Origin of the sequence: Paraburkholderia sp. IW21, from assembly GCF_041321145.1 — a bacterium.
Classification (GTDB): domain Bacteria; phylum Pseudomonadota; class Gammaproteobacteria; order Burkholderiales; family Burkholderiaceae; genus Paraburkholderia.
Map to the genome: position 1 here is coordinate 192,502 of NZ_JBGGWA010000005.1, position 17,639 is coordinate 210,140.

Here is a 17,639-nt window from a genome sequence, read left to right on the forward strand (position 1 = left end):
ACACGCCGCTGATGCTGGCCGCGAACAGCTGCCGCTGAATCGACTGGATACGCGCCGACCACAGCTTGTCCTTTGACGACGGCGACAACCGGTGGCGCCGCGCTGTTCAGTTGCGGGGCCCTGCCAGCCGCGTATCGCACGTCCGAGACAACGATGGTCGTCACACGGCCCGCAAGCTGCAGTGACACGCGAAGGCTAACGATATGGCGAGCCTCTTGCGCGACGATGTGAGTCGGAGCCAAGTTGTCGAATTTCGCAGCGACCGAGCCCACCCGCTTCACCGACGGTAGACTCCCAAGGTTGGATTCCTCTGCGCGTTTGATTGCTTCCGCCTGCGAGGTCGACGGCTCTGCTACGGCCCGACGTCAGCAAGAAAGTACTCTCGCCTAACGCAGACTTCTTGCTACCGGTCGCGACTTCATCTATTGGCGACTGGTCCAGGAAGCGCCAGAATATCGCATTCAATCCCCCCGCGCGTCGTTCGAACAATGCGAACAAAAAGGTGGGCAGTGTCTTGCCGAGTCGGCAGAACTGAGTCTGCAGGTTGCAGGGAGGACGTATGAGGACTGCCTTACTTATAATTTCGCTGGTGAGCGTCTCTCAGATACTTCTTTGTAACCCCGCTCTTGGTGGCGTCTCCATACCAAACCTCGCGGCCGTAGCTCCCCCTATATTCCCGGCATGCGGGTCCGTATACAGTTCTCCAATCGCAGACAGCAGCGATGATGCAAAACCAAGACAGTGCCCCGATCCCGTCAAGCGGACCTACATTCCAAAATATCGGACTATCGGCCATGAAGTTCTTAGCAGCGAATCGGAGGCGTGCTTCGTTCCTGATTCTGCGTTTGAGGAACTGGATGCGTTGATCGAGGCGGGCCAGAGGCTTTACAAAAGTAAACTAGGAAACACGACAGACTGGAGTCAATCTGCTACATCGTTTTTTGAGGTAATGGGCAATACGCTGGTGAACTCCGGCTACCAACTATATATTCCAACAGACACGCTCGGCGACGCACTCGTCACGAGATCACTCAGAAATCAGGGAAAACACATTGCGGACTGCGATACTGCATCGTTGCTGTACCTTTCCCTCGCCGAGACACTCAAGCTGCCCGTCAGTATGGTCGAGATCGAACTTCCGAGCGGCGCAGGGCACAACTATCTTCGCTGGGTGAATCCCGAAGGCCAAGGCATAGACTGGGATACAAATGGACGTGAAAGACGCGTTGCGCCCAATGGGTTGCCCGCCTGGCAGGGGCGGAGCATGTCGCGATCCGAGGTCATAGGATATACAAAAGGTATTCGTGGCCTGCTTTATCAGAAGTCAGGACGAAACGCAGAGGCGTTGGCCGATTACCGCGAAGACGCCACCCTGTATTCAAGGTCTCCAGCCGGGCATAACAATCTCGCGTGGCTTATTGCTACGCGACAGGGGTTTGATAGTCCTGCTTTTGCGCAGGAGGCCATCGGAAATGCGGTACTGGCCGTCTCCATCGAGCGCACGGCGAACTATCTTGATACGCTCGCGTGCTCCTACGCAAGAGCTGGCAACTTCGATTCAGCCGTGTCGACAGCGAGGGAAGTGTTAACCCTCAATCCATCCTCTGAGGAGTTCAAGCAACGCCTCGCACGCTTTCAGGCTACACCTCCCAAAACTGCCTGGGGCTTGAGTAGTCGTCGGTGGCCACCGCACCTTTACCGTGCCCGAAGCGCTTGCCGAGCATCCATTTCGTGGTCTTCAATGCTCATACACTGCGTGTACTTCTAAATTCCTAACACGTTCCAGGCAGCCACCAATGGGATAATCGCCCGACTCTCCTTTCTTTGTGAATGCAGCCGCAGCAAGGTTTACATATTAGTGCTGGCGAACGAGCGTGGGTCGAAAGGCCGTAGTCCCTGAAGCAATGTTCTTTTGCGATGCGCGAGTAGCCGCTCAGTGGGGCGGAGCCGGCATCTGAACGTGTCGTCCGACGCCTGTGCCGCGAGCCCTGTGAACACCACCAGCAGGGTCGCGGCGCGGCTCGGGCATCCGACGCCGCAGGGTGCATCGAAATCAATCGTTCGATCGTCGCCCCGACCACCGGCCAACCCGGTGTGATCATCGTGAGGGCATATACCGTTGACAGACACAATCCCCGAGGACTTCAGGCCCTGGTCGGTAACAAGCCCATTCATGAGTCACCTGTCAAACGCAGGCGCGCTATCATCGCGAAACCGACGATACTTTCGCAATGCGAATTGAAACCGCGCGTACCAATGCGCTCTCCATTGCGCACGGTGTCACGGATCCGGACGTCATTCGCCACGGCAGTGACATCCCCTGAATTACGGCAGCCACATCGAAAGCTTTAGTCTCATCTGGTTGCCTCGGCATGAGGCAATAGCTGCATCACCATATGGATCACGATTGCGCCCCTCCGCGGCATACAGCATCTCTCCTCCGCGCCCACCCCTGATCGACCTGCTTCGCTGAAAAAGCGGCAAACGCACGCACTTACGTTGTGGTGAAAAACGCGGCTGGAATTAGCCGTGTTACTTCCGCTCTGCCGAACGTCAGAAGCAGGCGGCGAATCTTGTTGCGTTCGAATCCGGCATCAGGAACGGATATCTCCACGCGTCCGTTCAACCTTGGCGCAGAAGATGACGTCGCACACTCCTTATGGGCGGCCTCGGCCGCTTTCACAAGCTGTGAGGCGAGATCGGCGGCCTCGCTCTCCCGGGCGTTATCCCGGACGCATTCGACTATGCGGCGCATCGCGGTTCGGACCTCACCGAACTTTCCTGAAATCCGCGCCTCGAGGGCGGCCGTCCAGTCGATCTCTATGGGCACAGTAATAGCTCGCGCGGCATCGGCAATCGGGCGCTGGCTGTCAGTCACACGCGCTGGATCGGCAGCGCTGGTATGCAGATGAAGTTGCTGCCAGTGCGCTTTAAGGTCGGTATACAGGACTGCCCCAGTTAACGCTGCAAGATACATCGCAGTTTCCAGGCTGTAACCTTTCATGATGTTGAGTTGTGCGCCCGCGTTGCCCGGCTCGATCGGTTGAAGCAGCGCGTATGGGTCTGCCTCCAGTTCGGTCTTCATATGCTTGATGATCGAGTCGAGCTTTGTGTCATCGATCCCAGGCATGCTCTCCCGTATCATCTTGCGCAAAGCCCGCTCAGGTAGTCGCCCGAGGAATCGCCGGTAATCATCCTGAGCGAGCCGGTCGAATCGTTGTCGCTACTTGTTGTCCATCTCTGGAGTCCATCCTGCCGTGCGCTGTTGCGCCATCTTCATCGCGGTCCTGCCGAACTCGTTATTGAAATCTCCTGGATCGGGTATCAGATGCACATAACCGGCATCGATGTACGGTTCCAGCATGAACAACAGGAAAACGTTCTTGAGCGTCTGTTCCTTGTGCTGCGACGGAGAGTCGCTATTTCCTCGGCCGTCCTGGTCAGCGCAATCCACGACTCCATGATCACACCGGTCGGGTTGGCGCGTACCTCGTTTGGATCTGGGGGAGGGAGTGACGCGACAGCGTGCCCTTCCGATACGGGCGGTTCGACCTGCTCGGCGATTTTCTCCGCCGCCGCAATTTCGTCCCGAAAGTTTGCCTCGATCCCGCCAGGCAACTTCAACCCGACAAGCTTGTCGAGCAGCGTACCAACGCGGTCGCGAGATTTGAAGGCGAGAAAAGCAACGGTGACACGCCGACGCGGGACGGTTCTATCGCTTAGTGCAGCGGTGCTTTCCGGGCCAACGCGAATAGCGCGGTGTGCCGAGTCGCCCAAATCGCCGCACATACCGCCGCGGCAATCCCAAATATTTCGCAAGTCCTCGTACGTAATATATCTTTCATTAATATTACGAACTTATCTGCCTACCTCTCATTCAAGCCAACTCAAAAACACGGCGCAAAAAAGGAAGAATCCCGACTTATCTTTTGCCCAAGTTAAAGATTTATGGTTCCCGGACCACGCCTGCCGCGTTCGCGACGGCGGTGTCGGCTTACTCATGGTGTTCGGGGCTGTCAGGACTATTCGCGGCGACCTACATCGACCGCTTCGACCGGCGTCGTCTGTTGCTGACCGTATATGCGCTGTTCGCGCTGTCGAACCTGGCGTGCGCGTTGGCGAGCAGCTTTTCTCTGCTGCTTGTCGCGCGGGCCTTTGCGGGCATCACCGGCGGCGTGCTGGGATCGGTGATCATGGCGATTGTCGGCGACGTGATCCCGGTGCAACGCCGTGGCGCCGCGACCGGCACGATCATGACTGCCTTTTCATTGGCGGCGATTGCCGGCGTGCCGGCCGGCATCATGCTTGGCGCGCATTTCAACTGGGCTGCCCCGTTCTACTTGCTGGTGGTGCTGTCGCTGCTCGTCTGGGTGGTGGGCTGGCAACTGGTCCCTCCGCTTGCCGAACATTTGAGTCGCCGGCAACCTGCGCTGGGCGAGGTACTGCCTGATTTGTGGCAGTTGCTGTGCAATCCGCGGCATCTGAATGCGTTCGCGCTGACGTTCATGATGATGGTCGCGCATATGCTGGTGATTCCTTTTATCTCACCTGTATTGGTCGCCAATCATGGCGTGGCTCCGGCGCAGTTGTCGTGGCTGTACATGGCAGGCGGAGCGGCGACGTTCTTCACTTCGCGCCGGGTTGGCAAGCTGGCTGACCGGTTCGGCACGCGGCGCGTGTTCCGGATTGCGGCCGTGCTTTCGTTTCTGCCCATCCTGTTTGTGACGCATTTGCCTGATCTGCCGTTCTACGCGCTGATCATGTTCTTTCCGATTTTTATGGTGCTGTTGTCCGGGCGGATGGTGCCGATGCAGGCGCTGTTGACCACCGTGCCCGAGCCGGCCCGCCGGGGTGCATTTCTTAGTGCTAATAGTGCACTGCAGGCCATGGGCACTGGGTGCGGAGCATGGATTGGCGGCTTGATGCTAAGCAGTTCGCCGACCGGGCAGATCGTAGGATATGGGACTGTTGGATGGGCGGCGGTCGCGGTCGCGTCGGTAGGGGTGTTTTGGGTTTCCCGCGTTCAAGGCGCGCAAAATAATTTGCCTCCGGCAAGCGTTTTGAATGGCAATACCATCGGAGAAACTTGATATTTTGCCCGCGCGGTACTTTGATCTCTGCGCCGCTCGGGCAAAACCGCTATTCAGCCTTTCCGGTCAACGCCCGTCGCGCGGCTTCCCCTTCATCTCGCGAAGACGAATAAAAAACCCTGGCTCTGCCGAGAATAATCTTCAACATGGCAATCACCGGGACGGCCAGAAAGATCCCCGCCACCCCGCCGAGCTGATCACCGGCAAGCAACCCGACAATGACGAGAAACGGACTCACCTCCACGCCTTCGCTCATCAAATAGGGATTCAGTACATAGTCCTGAAACAGCCGGTAGAGCGCGATAAAAATCACCAGCCAAAGCAAATGCGAATACCCGCTGAAAACCGCTACCACCAGCGTAATCGCAACCGCGCCGAGCGGTCCGGCAAACGGCACGAACTCCAGCAAGGCCGCACTGACCGCCAGCAAAAACGCATACGGCACGCCAAGCAGCGAGAAAACCACGCCGTAGGAGATCAGGGTCGCCAGCGATAAAAGCAGCAACGCCCGCACATACTTCGACAACAGCACATTCAGATCGGTCACGATCTCGGCCCACAACACGCGATGCCGGTCCGTCAGCAAATCAAGAAGCGCTTCGCGCATCTGCGGGCCTTCCTTGATCAGCAGGAAGCTCAGAATCGGTATCAGCACGAGGTAGATCAGATTGCTCGCCGCATGCACCACGCCCAGACCGACACTCCGCGCCATCGGTACGGCCTTATCGGAACCGGTCTCAATCTGGCTGCGCACGAAATCCACAATTCGTTCGCGCAATGGCTCAAGAAAGTGCGGCAACGGAAAACGATTGGGCACGTCGGACTTCATCAACTCGGGCAACTGTGCGAACAGATGCGTGGCCTGATCCTGCAATTGCACGCCAAACAGCGAACCCGCCACGGCGATCACCGCGACCACCACCACGAACACCAGCGCAATCGAGGCGACCCGCGGCACGCGACGCGGCCGGAAGCGGTCGACCAGCTCGACCATCGGGTAGATCAGATAACTGAAGAAGACAGCGAACACCACCACCAGCACCGTGGACGACGCGGTGTAGATAATGAACAGCAGCAGCGCAATCAGAAACGCAGTCCAGACCTTCCGGGCTGTGCAGACGTCAAATCCCAGCATGAACTTTCCTCGAACAGACGATGAGATCCGGCGCCTCGAACGCGCCGGGAACATCGGACAACTAAGGCGCCCGCAGGGCTGAAGCGGTGCGCCTGCGCGGCGGCGGGCGATGCGCCCGGCGTCGCAACACAGCGCACCGCAGACCCACTTACATCAGCTTGCCGAGCAGAAATCCGACGCCGACCGCGACCAGCAATGCGCCGATCGGATTGTTGCGGGCCGTCTCGGCAACCTGGTCGACGCCGTCGCCGTACTTCGCCTGCGCTTTACCGGCAAGCTGGCGGACCTTGCCTTCGGCCTGCAAGTCCAGATCTCCCGTCAAACCGCCGACAGCGTCCTGCACCTTGCCTGCCGCATCTTTCACGGTTCCTTCGAACTGGTTTGAATTCATCGTTGTTCTCCTTGAAACAGAGTGAGCAAGCAAACGCCGGCCGCGGCCGGCGCTTTACGGATACTTCTTCGTTACTTCTTCACGCGATCGCGAACCGCATCCGCGGCCTCGCCGACCTTCGACTGCACCTTGCCGGCCAGCTTTTCGGCCGCGCCCTCGGCCTGGGTCGTCCGGTTCCCGGTGACCTTGCCGATCGCTTCCTTCACAGAGCCTTTGACCTGTTTCGATGCACCTTCGACACGATTCTTATCCATGACGATTTCCTTAGGAGGTTGGGTTGCACGCAAAAGACGTCGAGTCCGTCATGCCTCAGCGCGTTCATACCGGCACTCGACACAGGATTGCATTGTCCCGGTTCAGGACACCGCCCGACAGCCGCGAATGTACCGGATCGCATAGTGCATTTGAACCGCGGACCACCGCGCATCAGCGGGCGTCAGCCTGCTGATCGACCCGCCCCGGAGGGTGAACCCGCTTCGGTTCAGCCGAACCTTAGCAGCACAGTTCATGCCCGGCCTCGATCCCTGCCGGGAATACGTAGCAAAAACGCCTACGTGGTCTTCGAACCCTTGCGGCGCGGCGCTTTCGCCGGAGTGAGCCCGAAGTGCCCACGGTTTTGCGCCCACACGATCGCCTCGCCCCGGCTATGCACATCGAGCTTCGCGTAGATCGTGGCGACGTGGTTGCGCACGGTGTTCGGCGCGAGTCCCAGCTCTCTCGCGATCTCCTTGTCCGCGAGGCCGGCGCACAGACAGGAGAACACGTCCCGCTCGCGCGCCGTCAGATCCGCGAGATGGCCGCCGGCATCGGGCGCGTTCGCGCGCCGCACGTTGACGAGCTTTTCGATCAGCGTTTGACTGAACCACGAGGCGTCCTGCATGACCGTTTCGATCGCCGTCACCAGTTCCATCTCGGAGCGCTTGCGCTCGGTGATGTCGAGCAAGGTCATCAGCACGCAATCCTTGCCGTGGATGCTGACCGCTTCGGCCGACACGAGGCAGTTCAGCGTGTCGCCCGCCTGATTGTTCACCTGAAATTCGACATTGCGCAGGCTGCCGGACTCGGCCAGCGCCTCGCTGATCCGCGCGCAGGCGTCGCCGCCGTTCCACAAGCCGCTCTGGTCGAGCGGCTTGCCCAGCAGCTCTTCGGAAGTAAAGCCGGTGGTCGCGGTGAAGGCGTCGTTGATATCGAGCGTCATGTAGTCGCCGGCGACGAACAGTGCGGTCGGCACCGGCGTCATCCGAAACGACCTGGCGAAGCGTTCCTCGCTCTGCCGCAGCGCGCTTTCGGCGCGTTTGCGCGGTTCGAGATCCATGAAGGTGAACAGCATGCAGGCTTCTTCGCCGATGTCGATCGGCTGGCCGGCCACCACCACGAACTTGTTGCCGCCCTGAGGCAAGCGCAGGAGTGCCTCCATTTGCGGAATGGTCGCGCCTTCGCTGAGCCGTTCGACTGCGAGTTCGCGCTTCTCCGCGCCTTCGAACACGTCGAGCTCGTACACGGAGCGGCCGATCACGTCCTCGCGCACATAACCGGTCATCTCCAGAAAGCCCTGATTGACCTTGATGTAGCGCTGATCGCTCAGTCGGCAGATCACCGCCGGCGCGGGATTGGCATTGAAGGTCTTTTCGAAGCGCTTCTCGGCGCTCGCCCATTCGCTCGCGTCGTGCAGAATCAGCGCGAGGCAGTCGGGCTCGCCGCGCGCATTGGTCAGCACGAGGCTGCGCACGCGATGCACCCAGTTCACTTCGTCGTCGTGCGCCGGGAAGACCTCGACCACCACGTCGCTGAAGCACTCGCCCGCCACCACGCGTTCGATCGGATAGCCGCCCTCGGGCAGCGGATGGTTGTTGCGGTAACGCAGCCTGAAGCGCTCGCGGTACTCGGTGACGTCCGTGCCCAGTTGCGCGACGTCGGTGAGGCCGTGCATCGCGAGAGCAGCCTGATTCGCCCAGACGATGGTCTGGTCCGGCTCGACGAGGATGACGCCCTCGGTCAGCCCCGTGATGATCTGCTGCAACTGCCGGCGATCGGTCTGGGTACGCAGAATCTTGTCGTCGGCTGGCGGCGGCGTATCGTCTGAGCCGCTGGTTTGTACCAGCGGCGAGCGTGCAGCGGAGGTTGTTCCAGTCATTAGTTTTGCACGCGAGCAGCGTGCGGGAGAGCCTGTCCAGGTCACAGGATCGCCCAAATCGTGCCGCTGCGCCAATAGCCAATGCACCAGGCGGTCTGATGCACTTGCACCAGGTGCGGCGGCTGACCGCTAGATCATCCTTCCCCGGCACCCAGGAAAACCAGCGGATGCGCTTCCCGCTTCCACGGCGAAGCCAGAAAATGCCGGACTCTTTCAGGCCGCACTTCCGCAAGCGTGGCCGGCGCCCACCGGCCTTTGCGATCCTTGTCGATCAGCTGGGCCCGCACGCCTTCACAGAAATCGCCCTCCTCGATCACCCGCTTGACGATGCCCAACTCCATCCGGAAGCACTCGGCCAAGGTCATCTGCCGACCGCGCAGCAGCGCCTCGCGCGTCACGTACAGCATGCTGGGGGAATGCCCGACCATTGCGTCAAAAGTGGCGTGCAGCCACTGCTTCACCTCGCGCGGCGGCTCGCGCTCCAGATCGTGCCGCAACGTCGCGACGATCCGCTCGATGCTCGAACGGCGGTCGAAATGCCGCAAGATCAGCTGGGTAAACGGCCCCAAAGCGGCGTGCGGAATGATGTTGCACGGCGGCTCGAATACGCCGCGCAACGCAGCCATCAATTCGCCTGCATGCGACATGCGCTGCAGGCGCTCTTCAAAGGTAGCGAGCCACTCGGCCGGCACGCACAGATCCGCCAGTTGCAAGCGCAACGCATCCGCGCCGGATAACGTGACGCCCGTGAGCCCGACATACAGTTCGACTTCCGCCGGCATCACGCTCAGGAAGCGCGTCGCGCCGACGTCCGGCAGAAAGCCGATGCGCGTCTCCGGCATCGCGATCTTGCTGCGCTCGGTCACGATGCGCAGCCGCGCCGCCTGGCCAAGCCCCATGCCGCCGCCCATCGAGACACCGTCGAGCAAGGCAACGACCGGCTTCGGAAACGTGTGCAGCGCGTAGTCGAGCCGGTATTCGTCTACAAAAAACGCCAGCCACCGGCTGTCGCCGTTCTTCGCCAGACGATGCACCTCGCGCACGTCGCCGCCCGCGCAAAAACCCGTGGCGCCCGCGCCTTTCAGTACAAGTGCGACGATGCCGTCGTCGGCGCGGCAATGTTCGACCAGCACGGCGAGTTCGCGCACCATCGCGTGCGATAGCGCATTGAGCGCGGCCGGCCGGTTCAGCGTAATGATCGCCACGCGATTCACCACGCGGAACAGAATCTCGCGCTCCGCCTCTGCGCTCGCATCCAGCGCTACGCTCTGCAACGCGCTCATCAATGCGTCTCCTGCCCGGCAGGACCGGCCTGCTCAGCCTGCGTGACCTGCCAGCGTGGCGCACGCTTCTCGAGAAACGCGTTGACGCCTTCGCGCTGGTCGGCGCCGTCGAACAAATCGACAAAGCGTTCCCGTTCCACCGCCAATGCCGCCGCGCGCGGCACGCCGTTGCGGCCCTGGTGAATCAGCGTCTTGCTGAAGCCGACCGCTTGCGGGCTGAGGGTTGCGACACGCGCCGCCATCGTCAATGCGGCCTCGCGCGCGGCGCCCTTTTCCACCACTTCTTCGACCAGACCGATGCGCAAAGCGGTAGCCGCATCGACGCGTTCGCCGGTCAAAATCATCCGCTTGGCCCAGCCTTCGCCGACCAGCCACGGCAGCGTCTGCGTACCGCAGCCGCATGGCAGCAAGCCGACCGCCGTTTCGGGCAAAGCCATCAACGCGTGTTGCTCGGCGATGCGGATATCGCACGCCAGCGCGCATTCGAGCCCACCGCCCATCGCGTAGCCGTTGATCGCCGCGATGACCACCGGCCGCGCGTTCTGCAAGGTTTCGAACGCCGCGCCGAAACGCGTGGCCGCCGTGCGCGCGACTTCGCGGTTGCCGTCGGCGAACGTGTTCAGGTCGGCGCCCGCACTGAAGAATTTGGGGCCGTCGCCGGTAATCACGATTGCTCGCACGCGCGCCTCATCATTCAAGCACTCGATGGTTTGTTGCAACAGCAGCAAGCCGTCCGGCGTGAAAGCGTTCGCGGGCGGCCGCTTGAGCGTCAGCAGCGCGACGGCGCCGTCGTGCGCGTAGTCGAGTTCGATCATCACGCGTCTCCTTCCTTGCCTTCCTTGCGATAAAGCTTGATAACCGCGGAAAAGTCGAGGCGCCCCGCGCCCTTCGTGCTCATCGTCTGATAAAGCTGTTGAGCCAATGCGCCGAGATACAGCGGTTGACGCGCGAATTTCGCGGCGTCGGTGGCGAGGCCCAGGTCCTTGAGCATCAGATCGGTACCGAAGCCGCCGGTATAGCCGCGCGTGGACGGCGCGGTTTCGATCACGCCGGGCATCGGGTTATACGTGTCCGAACTCCAGCAACGCCCTGTCGACGTATTGATGATGCCGCCCAGCACTTTTGAGTCGATGCCGAGCGCCTCGCCCAGGGACATCGCCTCGGCCACGCCCGCCATCGTGATGCCGAGTACGAGGTTGTTGCAGATCTTCGCGACCTGGCCGGTGCCGGTGTCGCCGCAATGCACGATGTTCTTGCCCATTGACGCCAACACGGGTTTGATCTGCTCATAGGCGCTCGCACTGCCGCCGACCATGAAGGTCAGCGTGCCCGCCGCGGCGCCGCCGGTGCCGCCCGAAACGGGCGCATCGACGAACGTGTTGCCGTGTTGCGCGGCCAGTTCAGCGAACGCCTTGACGCTTGCCGGGTCGATGGTGCTCGAATCGATGATCGTCACGCCTTTCGCAATGCCGGCGAAAACGCCGTCGTCCGCCGTGAGCACACTGCGCACGTGCGCCGCGGCGGGCAGCATCGTGAACACGCATTCCGCGTCGGTCACCGCCGCTTTCGGCGAACCTGCCGCTTTGGCACCTGCATCGACCAGCGCCTGCACGGCTTGCGCATTCAGGTCGAATACATTGACCGCGTGGCCGGTTTTGAGCAGGTTGTGCGCCATCGGCGCGCCCATGTTGCCGAGTCCGATAAAGCCAATTTTCATGATGTCGTCTCTCATCCCATGCAAAGCAATGAACTCGAGGCCTCAGCGCAGGCTGATGGTCGTGTTGACGCCGTCGTTGACGGTATCGTCGTCGAACCAGCGGGCGGTGACGGTTTTGGTCTGCGTGTAGAACTGCACGACCTGCTTGCCATAAGGCCCGAGGTCGCCGAGTTTCGAACCGCGCGAGCCGGTAAAGCTGAAGAACGGCACGGGTACCGGAATCGGAATGTTGATGCCGACCTGGCCGATATCGATCTCGCTCTGGAATTTTCGCGCCGCCGCACCGCTCTGCGTGAAGAGGCCCACGCCGTTGCCGAACGGATTGCTATTGACGAGTGCGATCGCGTCATCGAGCGTGGCCGCGTTCAGCACCACCAGCACCGGGCCGAAGATCTCCTGGCGGTAGATTTCCATCTCAGTGGTGACGTCGGTGAAAACCGTAGGGCCAATGAAGTTGCCTTGCTCGTAGCCGGCGACCTTCACGTCGCGGCCGTCGAGCGCCAGCGTTGCGCCCTCCTTCACGCCGGTCTCAATCAGACCGAGAATGCGTTGTTTCGCCGCGCGTGAAACCACCGGGCCGATGTCCGTATTCGGCTCGTTGCCCGCATTGACCTTCAGCGTTTTGGCCTTCGCGACCAGATCGGGCAGCCATTGCTGCGCCGCGCCGACCAGCACGACCACGGAGGTCGCCATGCAACGCTGTCCCGCCGCGCCGAAACCCGCACCGGCGAGTGCATTCAGGGTCTGCTCGCGGTTCGCATCGGGTAGCACCACCGCGTGATTCTTTGCGCCCATCATCGATTGCACGCGTTTGCCGTGTTCGCTGCCGAGCCGGTAGACATGCGTGCCCACCGCCGTCGAGCCGACGAACGAAATCGCTTTCACCAGTTCGTGCGTGCAGAGCGCGTCGACCACTTCCTTGCCGCCGTGCACGACATTCAGCACACCCTTCGGCACACCGGCTTCGAGCGCCAGTTCGACGAGTTGCATGGTCGACAACGGATCCTGTTCGGAAGGCTTCAATACGAACGTATTGCCGCAGACGATCGCCATCGGGAACATCCACAGCGGGATCATCGCGGGGAAATTGAACGGCGTGATGCCGGCGCACACGCCGATCGGCTGGCGCAACGTGTATGTATCCACACCACCCGCCACGTTCTCGGCGAATTCACCCTGTTGCAAGGTGCCGATCGAGCATGCGTGTTCGACCACCTCGAGCCCGCGGAAGATATCGCCTTCCGCATCGGGAATCGTTTTGCCCTGCTCGGCGCTCAAGGTCTTTGCAATGTGCGGCGAATGCTCACGAATCAGCGCCTGATACTTCAGCATGATCCGCACGCGCGCGCCGAACGGTGTGTTCTTCCACGTCTTGAACGCGGCGTGCGCGGAGCGGATCGCTTCATTCACTTCATCGACGGTGGCGAACGGCACGCGTGCAAGCACCTCTTGCGTGGCCGGATTGACGATGTCGCGCCATTCCGTAGTCTTCGATTCGACGAACTCGCCGTTGATCAATAGTTTGACGGTGGCAACTTCGCGCCCCGCGTTGGTCGAAGCAATTGCGCTCATGCTGGAACTCCTGTGCAGTGGCCGTCTCACGGCCGGACAGTGGCTGGGAATAAAAATAATCAACGCAGATCGGGAAAATCCTCTTCCCAGTACTCGCCGGGCAGGCGTGCGGGCTCGGCCTCGCGCTCCATTTCGCGGCGCCGCAATTCGACTCGGCGAATCTTGCCGGAGATGGTTTTCGGCAGTTCGCTGAATTGCAGGCGGCGAATCCGTTTGTACGGTGCGAGTTTTTCGCGCGAGAACGCGAAGACCGCGCGTGCGAGTTCGGGTCCGGCTTCGTAGCCTTGACGCACGGTGACGAACGCTTTGGGCACCGACAAACGCAACGCGTCGGCACTCGGCACCACGGCCGCTTCGCCGATCGCCTCGTGTTCGATCAACACGCTTTCGAGTTCGAAGGGGCTCAAGCGGTAGTCGGACGATTTGAAAACGTCATCGGCACGGCCGACATAGACGTAGTAACCATCGTCGCGACGCAACGCGACATCGGAGGTTCGATAGAACCCGTTGCGCATGGCTTGCGCGGTGGCGTTGGCGTTATTTGCGTAGCCGGTCATCAAACCGAGCGGACGTTCGTCCAGAGGCAGCGCGATTTCGCCTTCGGTGACAGGTTGATCGTCGGCATCGAGGAGTTCGATCCTGTAGCCCGGCAGCGGACGGCCCATCGAACCCGGCACCACCGGCTGACCCGGCGAGTTGCCGATCTGGCAGGTCGTTTCCGTCTGGCCGAAACCGTCGCGGATCGTAATGCCCCACGCGTGCTTGACGCGTTCGATAATCTCCGGATTCAACGGCTCGCCCGCGCCGACGATCTCACGCAGTTTCACCGGATAGTCGGTGAGATGCTCCTGCACCAGCATGCGCCAGACGGTTGGCGGTGCACACAGCGTGGTGACGTTGAAACGTACCAGCACGTTCAGCGTGTCTTTCGGCACGAAGCGCGGGAAGTTGAAAACGAAGACACATGCCTGCGCATTCCACGGCGCGAAGAAGCAACTCCACGCGTGCTTGGCCCAGCCCGGCGAGCTGATGTTCCAATGAATGTCGTTGGGTTGCAGGCCGATCCAGTACATCGTCGACAGATGGCCGATTGGGTAGCTCTGGTGGGTATGCTCCACAAGCTTCGGCTTGGACGTGGTGCCCGACGTGAAATACAGCAGCAGCGGATCGGTGGACTGGGTGACACCTTCCGGCGTGAATTGCGGCGATGCGTCATAGGCCCCGGCAAGATCGATCCAGCCCTCGCGGGGTGTGCCGACCGAAATGCGTGTAAGCGGCACCTCAAGCTTATCGAACTTGGCCAGTTCCGCACTATCGACCACCACGAACTTCGCGCCGCCGATCTGCACGCGGTCGCGGACGTCGTCGGCGGAAAGCTGGGTGGTGGCGGGCAGCACGATCGCACCGAGCTTCATTGCCGCAAGCATCACGTCCCAGAGTTCGACGCGGTTGGGCAGCATCAGCAGCAAGCGGTCGCCGCGCCCCACCCCCACACCGCGCAGGAAGTTCGCCATGCGCGACGAGCGCTCCGACATCTGCGCGTAGGAGAGGCGCAATCCGTCGCTCGCGGGATCGTCCACGATCCATAGCGCCGGGTTGTCGTTGCCTCGCGCCATCGCGTCGAAGTAGTCGAGCGCCCAGTTGAACTCGCCTGGCGCCGGCCACGCGAAGTCGCGGTAGGCACGGTCGTAGTCGGTTCGATGGCGCAATAACAGGTCACGCGCTTCGAGAAAGCCCTTCGCTGCAGTCATCGTCGTCTCCTGTGCTGGTGGCGCGGTATGCGCTCCGCTTTTACTTTCCTGGCAGGCTATTTTGCACTCAAACGCCCGCTGATTTGCATTTACACGTGGCGCGCGATCACCATCCGCTGCACTTCGCTGGTTCCCTCGTAAATCTGCGTGATGCGGGCGTCGCGGTAATGGCGCTCGACTGCGTAGTCCTCGAGATAGCCATAGCCGCCGTGAATCTGGATCGCGTTCGAGCAGATTTGCTCGGCAAGTTCCGATGCAAACAGTTTGGCCTGCGAGGCTTCCGACAAACACGGCTTGCCCGCGCTACGCAGTCGCGCCGCGTGATGCACGAGCAGACGCGCCGCGTTCAGGCGCGTCGCCATATCGGCAAGCATGTTGGCGATGGTCTGATGGTCCTTCAGCGCCTTGCCGAACTGGATACGTTCGCTCGCGTAACGACGCGCGGCATCGAATGCGGCCCGCGCGATGCCGACCGCCTGCGCGGCAATGCCAATACGCCCGCCTTCGAGATTCGACAACGCGATGCGCAGGCCTTCGCCGGGTTCGCCAAGCAGGTTGGCTTCGGGCACCGCGCAGTCGTCGAGCGAGATCGGGCAAGTGTCGGACGCGCGAATGCCGAGCTTATGTTCGGGTTTGCCGACATTGAAGCCGGGCGTATCGGTCGGCACGATGAAGGCGGACAGACCGCGCTTGCCACGATCGGGATCGGTCACGGCGAACACGATCGCGAGGTTGGCGCGCGCGCCGTTGGTCACGAACTGCTTGTTGCCGTTAAGAATCCACTTGCCGTCACGCAGCACCGCACGGGTGCGCAGATTGTTCGCCTCGGAGCCGGCTTGCGGCTCCGTCAGGCAAAACGCGCCGATGCGGCGGCCAGTGGCAAGGTCTTGCAGATAGCGGTCTTTTTGCGCGTGGGTGCCGAAGTTCAGGATCGGCCCGCAACCGACTGAGTTATGCACGCTCATCAAGGTGGAGCACGCGGCACAGCCCGCGGCGATCTCTTCCAGCGCGAGCGCATAGGCCACGTAGTCGGTATAGGAGCCGCCCCACTCGGACGGCACGATCATGCCGAGAAAGCCAAGCTCGCCCATTTGCGTGACGATTTCCGAAGGCAGCTTCGCGTCGCGGTCCCATTGCGCGGCGTGCGGCGCGAGGCGCTCGGTGGCGAAATCGCGGGCGGCGTCGCGGATCATCCGCTGTTCGTCGGTGTAGAAGCTGTCCATGGGCTCGGTCCTCTCATGTGCATCGGGTCGCGACGGCGAGGCGCTGCCTTGTCATCAACGACGCATCGCGGGGGTGGTGGTGGCCTCGCCGTCGTCTTTCCAGGCGAAGCCGCTCGCGATCGGTTCATGGCAAGTGTAGGGAAGCCACTGGACAGGTTCGATGCTCAGCCCGATCATTCTGGTTGAGCGCATTTGCCATACAGGCGCGCTGCAAAGCGGATTCAGGCCGCGTTTTCAAGGGCTTAGGGAATCGCTACAAGAAAAGCATTGAGCGCATTTGCCAGATATTCACGAAAAACATGAAAAACGATAAGGGCACGATTTCCGTCAGCCTGGTCGAGGAGACCCTGGCGCTGGCGCGAGCGCGCGGTTTCGATGCGCGGCCGCTTGCCGAAGCCGCCGGCATCGCGGCGCCGATGCTGGCGTCGCCGAAAAGCCGCGTGTCGTCAGCGCAGTACGGCGCGCTGTGGGCCGGCATCGCCCGTACGCTCGACGACGAATTCTTCGGCCAGGACTCGCACCGGATGAAAAGCGGCAGCTTCATCGCGATGACTCAAACGGCGCTGACCGCGCGTAGCGGGGCGCAGGCGCTCGCGCGTGCGGTCGGCTTCATGCGCCTGGTGCTGGACGATCTTGGCGCGCGGATCGAAACGGATGCGCAGCGCGTGCGCCTCAGATTCGTCGAACGCGAAGGCACAAAGCCGCCCGCGATGTTCGCCTATGCGACCTACTTCATCCTTGTCTACGGGCTGCTGTGCTGGCTGGTCGGGCGGCGCATTCCGTTGCTCGAGGCGCGCTTTCGCTGCGCCGAGCCACCCGCCGCGCACGAATACCGGCTGATGTTTTGCGACGACATGACGTTCGATCAAACCGAGTCGTATGTCGACCTCTCGCCGGCGTTTCTCGACCTGCCGGTGATCCAGACGACGAAATCGGTCAAGCCGTTCCTGCGCGATGCGCCCGGCAGCTTCATCGTCAAGTACCGCAATCCCGGCTCGCTTGCGGCCCGGGTGCGCAAGATGTTGCGCGCGCTGCCGATGGCCGGCTGGCCCGCCGCCGACCGGATGGCGGAGCGTCTGCACGTCGCCGAGGCCACCATGCGGCGGCGTCTGAAGCAGGAAGGCTATACGTATCAGTCGATCAAGGACGACTTGCGGCGCGACATCGCAATCGGCGAACTGCAGGACACCGACCGCACCATCGCCGACATCGCCACCGCCGTGGGTTTTGCCGAGCCGAGTGCGTTTCACCGCGCGTTTCGCAAGTGGACCGGCATGCGGCCGACCGACTACCGGCCGGCGCGTGCGGATTTCACGCAGCGCGTGGAATCGGACTAAGCTGTA

14 protein-coding genes and 1 pseudogene are annotated in these 17,639 nt (G+C 61.6%); 3 read left to right on the forward strand and 12 right to left on the reverse strand.

The window, feature by feature from the left end:
- The first annotated feature begins 559 nt into the window (after positions 1 to 559).
- Positions 560 to 1,768 (forward strand): tetratricopeptide repeat protein, encoded by a 1,209-nt coding sequence (locus ACAX43_RS14085; protein WP_370709008.1) that lies wholly within the window; start codon positions 560 to 562, stop codon positions 1,766 to 1,768.
- 726 nt (positions 1,769 to 2,494) lie between these two features.
- Here the strand turns inward: ACAX43_RS14085 and ACAX43_RS14090 are convergent.
- Together ACAX43_RS14090 and ACAX43_RS14095 are read right to left on the reverse strand one after the other, a co-directional pair.
- On the reverse strand, positions 2,495 to 3,130 hold the full coding sequence (locus ACAX43_RS14090; RefSeq protein ID WP_370709009.1) for a hypothetical protein: 636 nt from the start codon (positions 3,128 to 3,130) through the stop codon (positions 2,495 to 2,497).
- A 93-nt stretch (positions 3,131 to 3,223) separates the two neighbouring features.
- Positions 3,224 to 3,454 (reverse strand): hypothetical protein, encoded by a 231-nt coding sequence (locus tag ACAX43_RS14095; RefSeq protein ID WP_370709010.1) that lies wholly within the window; start codon positions 3,452 to 3,454, stop codon positions 3,224 to 3,226.
- Positions 3,455 to 3,962: 508 nt separating this feature from the next.
- On the opposite strand from ACAX43_RS14095, the pseudogene ACAX43_RS14100 reads away from it, so the two are divergent.
- Positions 3,963 to 5,090 (forward strand): annotated as a pseudogene (locus tag ACAX43_RS14100) (MFS transporter); the annotation flags it as partial.
- A gap of 49 nt (positions 5,091 to 5,139) precedes the next feature.
- Here ACAX43_RS14100 and ACAX43_RS14105 read toward each other — a convergent pair.
- The 10 genes from ACAX43_RS14105 to ACAX43_RS14150 all read right to left on the reverse strand — a co-directional run bounded on the left by ACAX43_RS14105 (position 5,140) and on the right by ACAX43_RS14150 (position 16,296).
- Positions 5,140 to 6,225 carry an AI-2E family transporter gene (locus ACAX43_RS14105; RefSeq protein WP_370709011.1) on the reverse strand — a complete coding sequence of 362 codons (1,086 nt, stop codon included), beginning with the start codon at positions 6,223 to 6,225 and terminating at the stop codon, positions 5,140 to 5,142.
- A gap of 148 nt (positions 6,226 to 6,373) precedes the next feature.
- Positions 6,374 to 6,616 (reverse strand): CsbD family protein, encoded by a 243-nt coding sequence (locus ACAX43_RS14110; protein ID WP_370709012.1) that lies wholly within the window; start codon positions 6,614 to 6,616, stop codon positions 6,374 to 6,376.
- Positions 6,617 to 6,687: 71 nt separating this feature from the next.
- Positions 6,688 to 6,870, reverse strand: a complete 183-nt coding sequence (locus ACAX43_RS14115; protein ID WP_370709013.1) for a CsbD family protein — start codon at positions 6,868 to 6,870, stop codon at positions 6,688 to 6,690.
- Between the two features lie 296 nt (positions 6,871 to 7,166).
- Positions 7,167 to 8,750 carry a PAS domain S-box protein gene (locus ACAX43_RS14120; RefSeq protein ID WP_370709014.1) on the reverse strand — a complete coding sequence of 528 codons (1,584 nt, stop codon included), beginning with the start codon at positions 8,748 to 8,750 and terminating at the stop codon, positions 7,167 to 7,169.
- A gap of 134 nt (positions 8,751 to 8,884) precedes the next feature.
- Positions 8,885 to 10,033 carry an enoyl-CoA hydratase/isomerase family protein gene (locus tag ACAX43_RS14125; protein ID WP_370709015.1) on the reverse strand — a complete coding sequence of 383 codons (1,149 nt, stop codon included), beginning with the start codon at positions 10,031 to 10,033 and terminating at the stop codon, positions 8,885 to 8,887.
- Positions 10,033 to 10,848 (reverse strand): enoyl-CoA hydratase, encoded by an 816-nt coding sequence (locus ACAX43_RS14130; protein ID WP_370709016.1) that lies wholly within the window; start codon positions 10,846 to 10,848, stop codon positions 10,033 to 10,035. Before ACAX43_RS14130 ends, ACAX43_RS14125 begins: the two co-directional genes overlap by 1 nt.
- Complete coding sequence (mmsB, locus tag ACAX43_RS14135) at positions 10,848 to 11,750, reverse strand: 3-hydroxyisobutyrate dehydrogenase (protein WP_370709017.1); 903 nt, start codon at positions 11,748 to 11,750, stop codon at positions 10,848 to 10,850. Before mmsB ends, ACAX43_RS14130 begins: the two co-directional genes overlap by 1 nt.
- A gap of 42 nt (positions 11,751 to 11,792) precedes the next feature.
- Positions 11,793 to 13,322, reverse strand: coding sequence for a CoA-acylating methylmalonate-semialdehyde dehydrogenase (locus ACAX43_RS14140; protein WP_370709018.1), 1,530 nt, complete (start codon positions 13,320 to 13,322; stop codon positions 11,793 to 11,795).
- Positions 13,323 to 13,381: 59 nt separating this feature from the next.
- Positions 13,382 to 15,073: an AMP-binding protein gene (locus ACAX43_RS14145; RefSeq protein WP_370709019.1), complete on the reverse strand. Its 1,692-nt coding sequence runs from the start codon at positions 15,071 to 15,073 to the stop codon at positions 13,382 to 13,384.
- An 89-nt stretch (positions 15,074 to 15,162) separates the two neighbouring features.
- A complete protein-coding gene (locus ACAX43_RS14150; protein WP_370709020.1) occupies positions 15,163 to 16,296 on the reverse strand; it encodes an acyl-CoA dehydrogenase family protein in 1,134 nt (377 codons plus the stop codon).
- A 299-nt stretch (positions 16,297 to 16,595) separates the two neighbouring features.
- On the opposite strand from ACAX43_RS14150, the gene ACAX43_RS14155 reads away from it, so the two are divergent.
- A complete protein-coding gene (locus ACAX43_RS14155; protein WP_370709021.1) occupies positions 16,596 to 17,633 on the forward strand; it encodes an AraC family transcriptional regulator in 1,038 nt (345 codons plus the stop codon).
- The last annotated feature ends 6 nt before the right edge of the window (positions 17,634 to 17,639 follow it).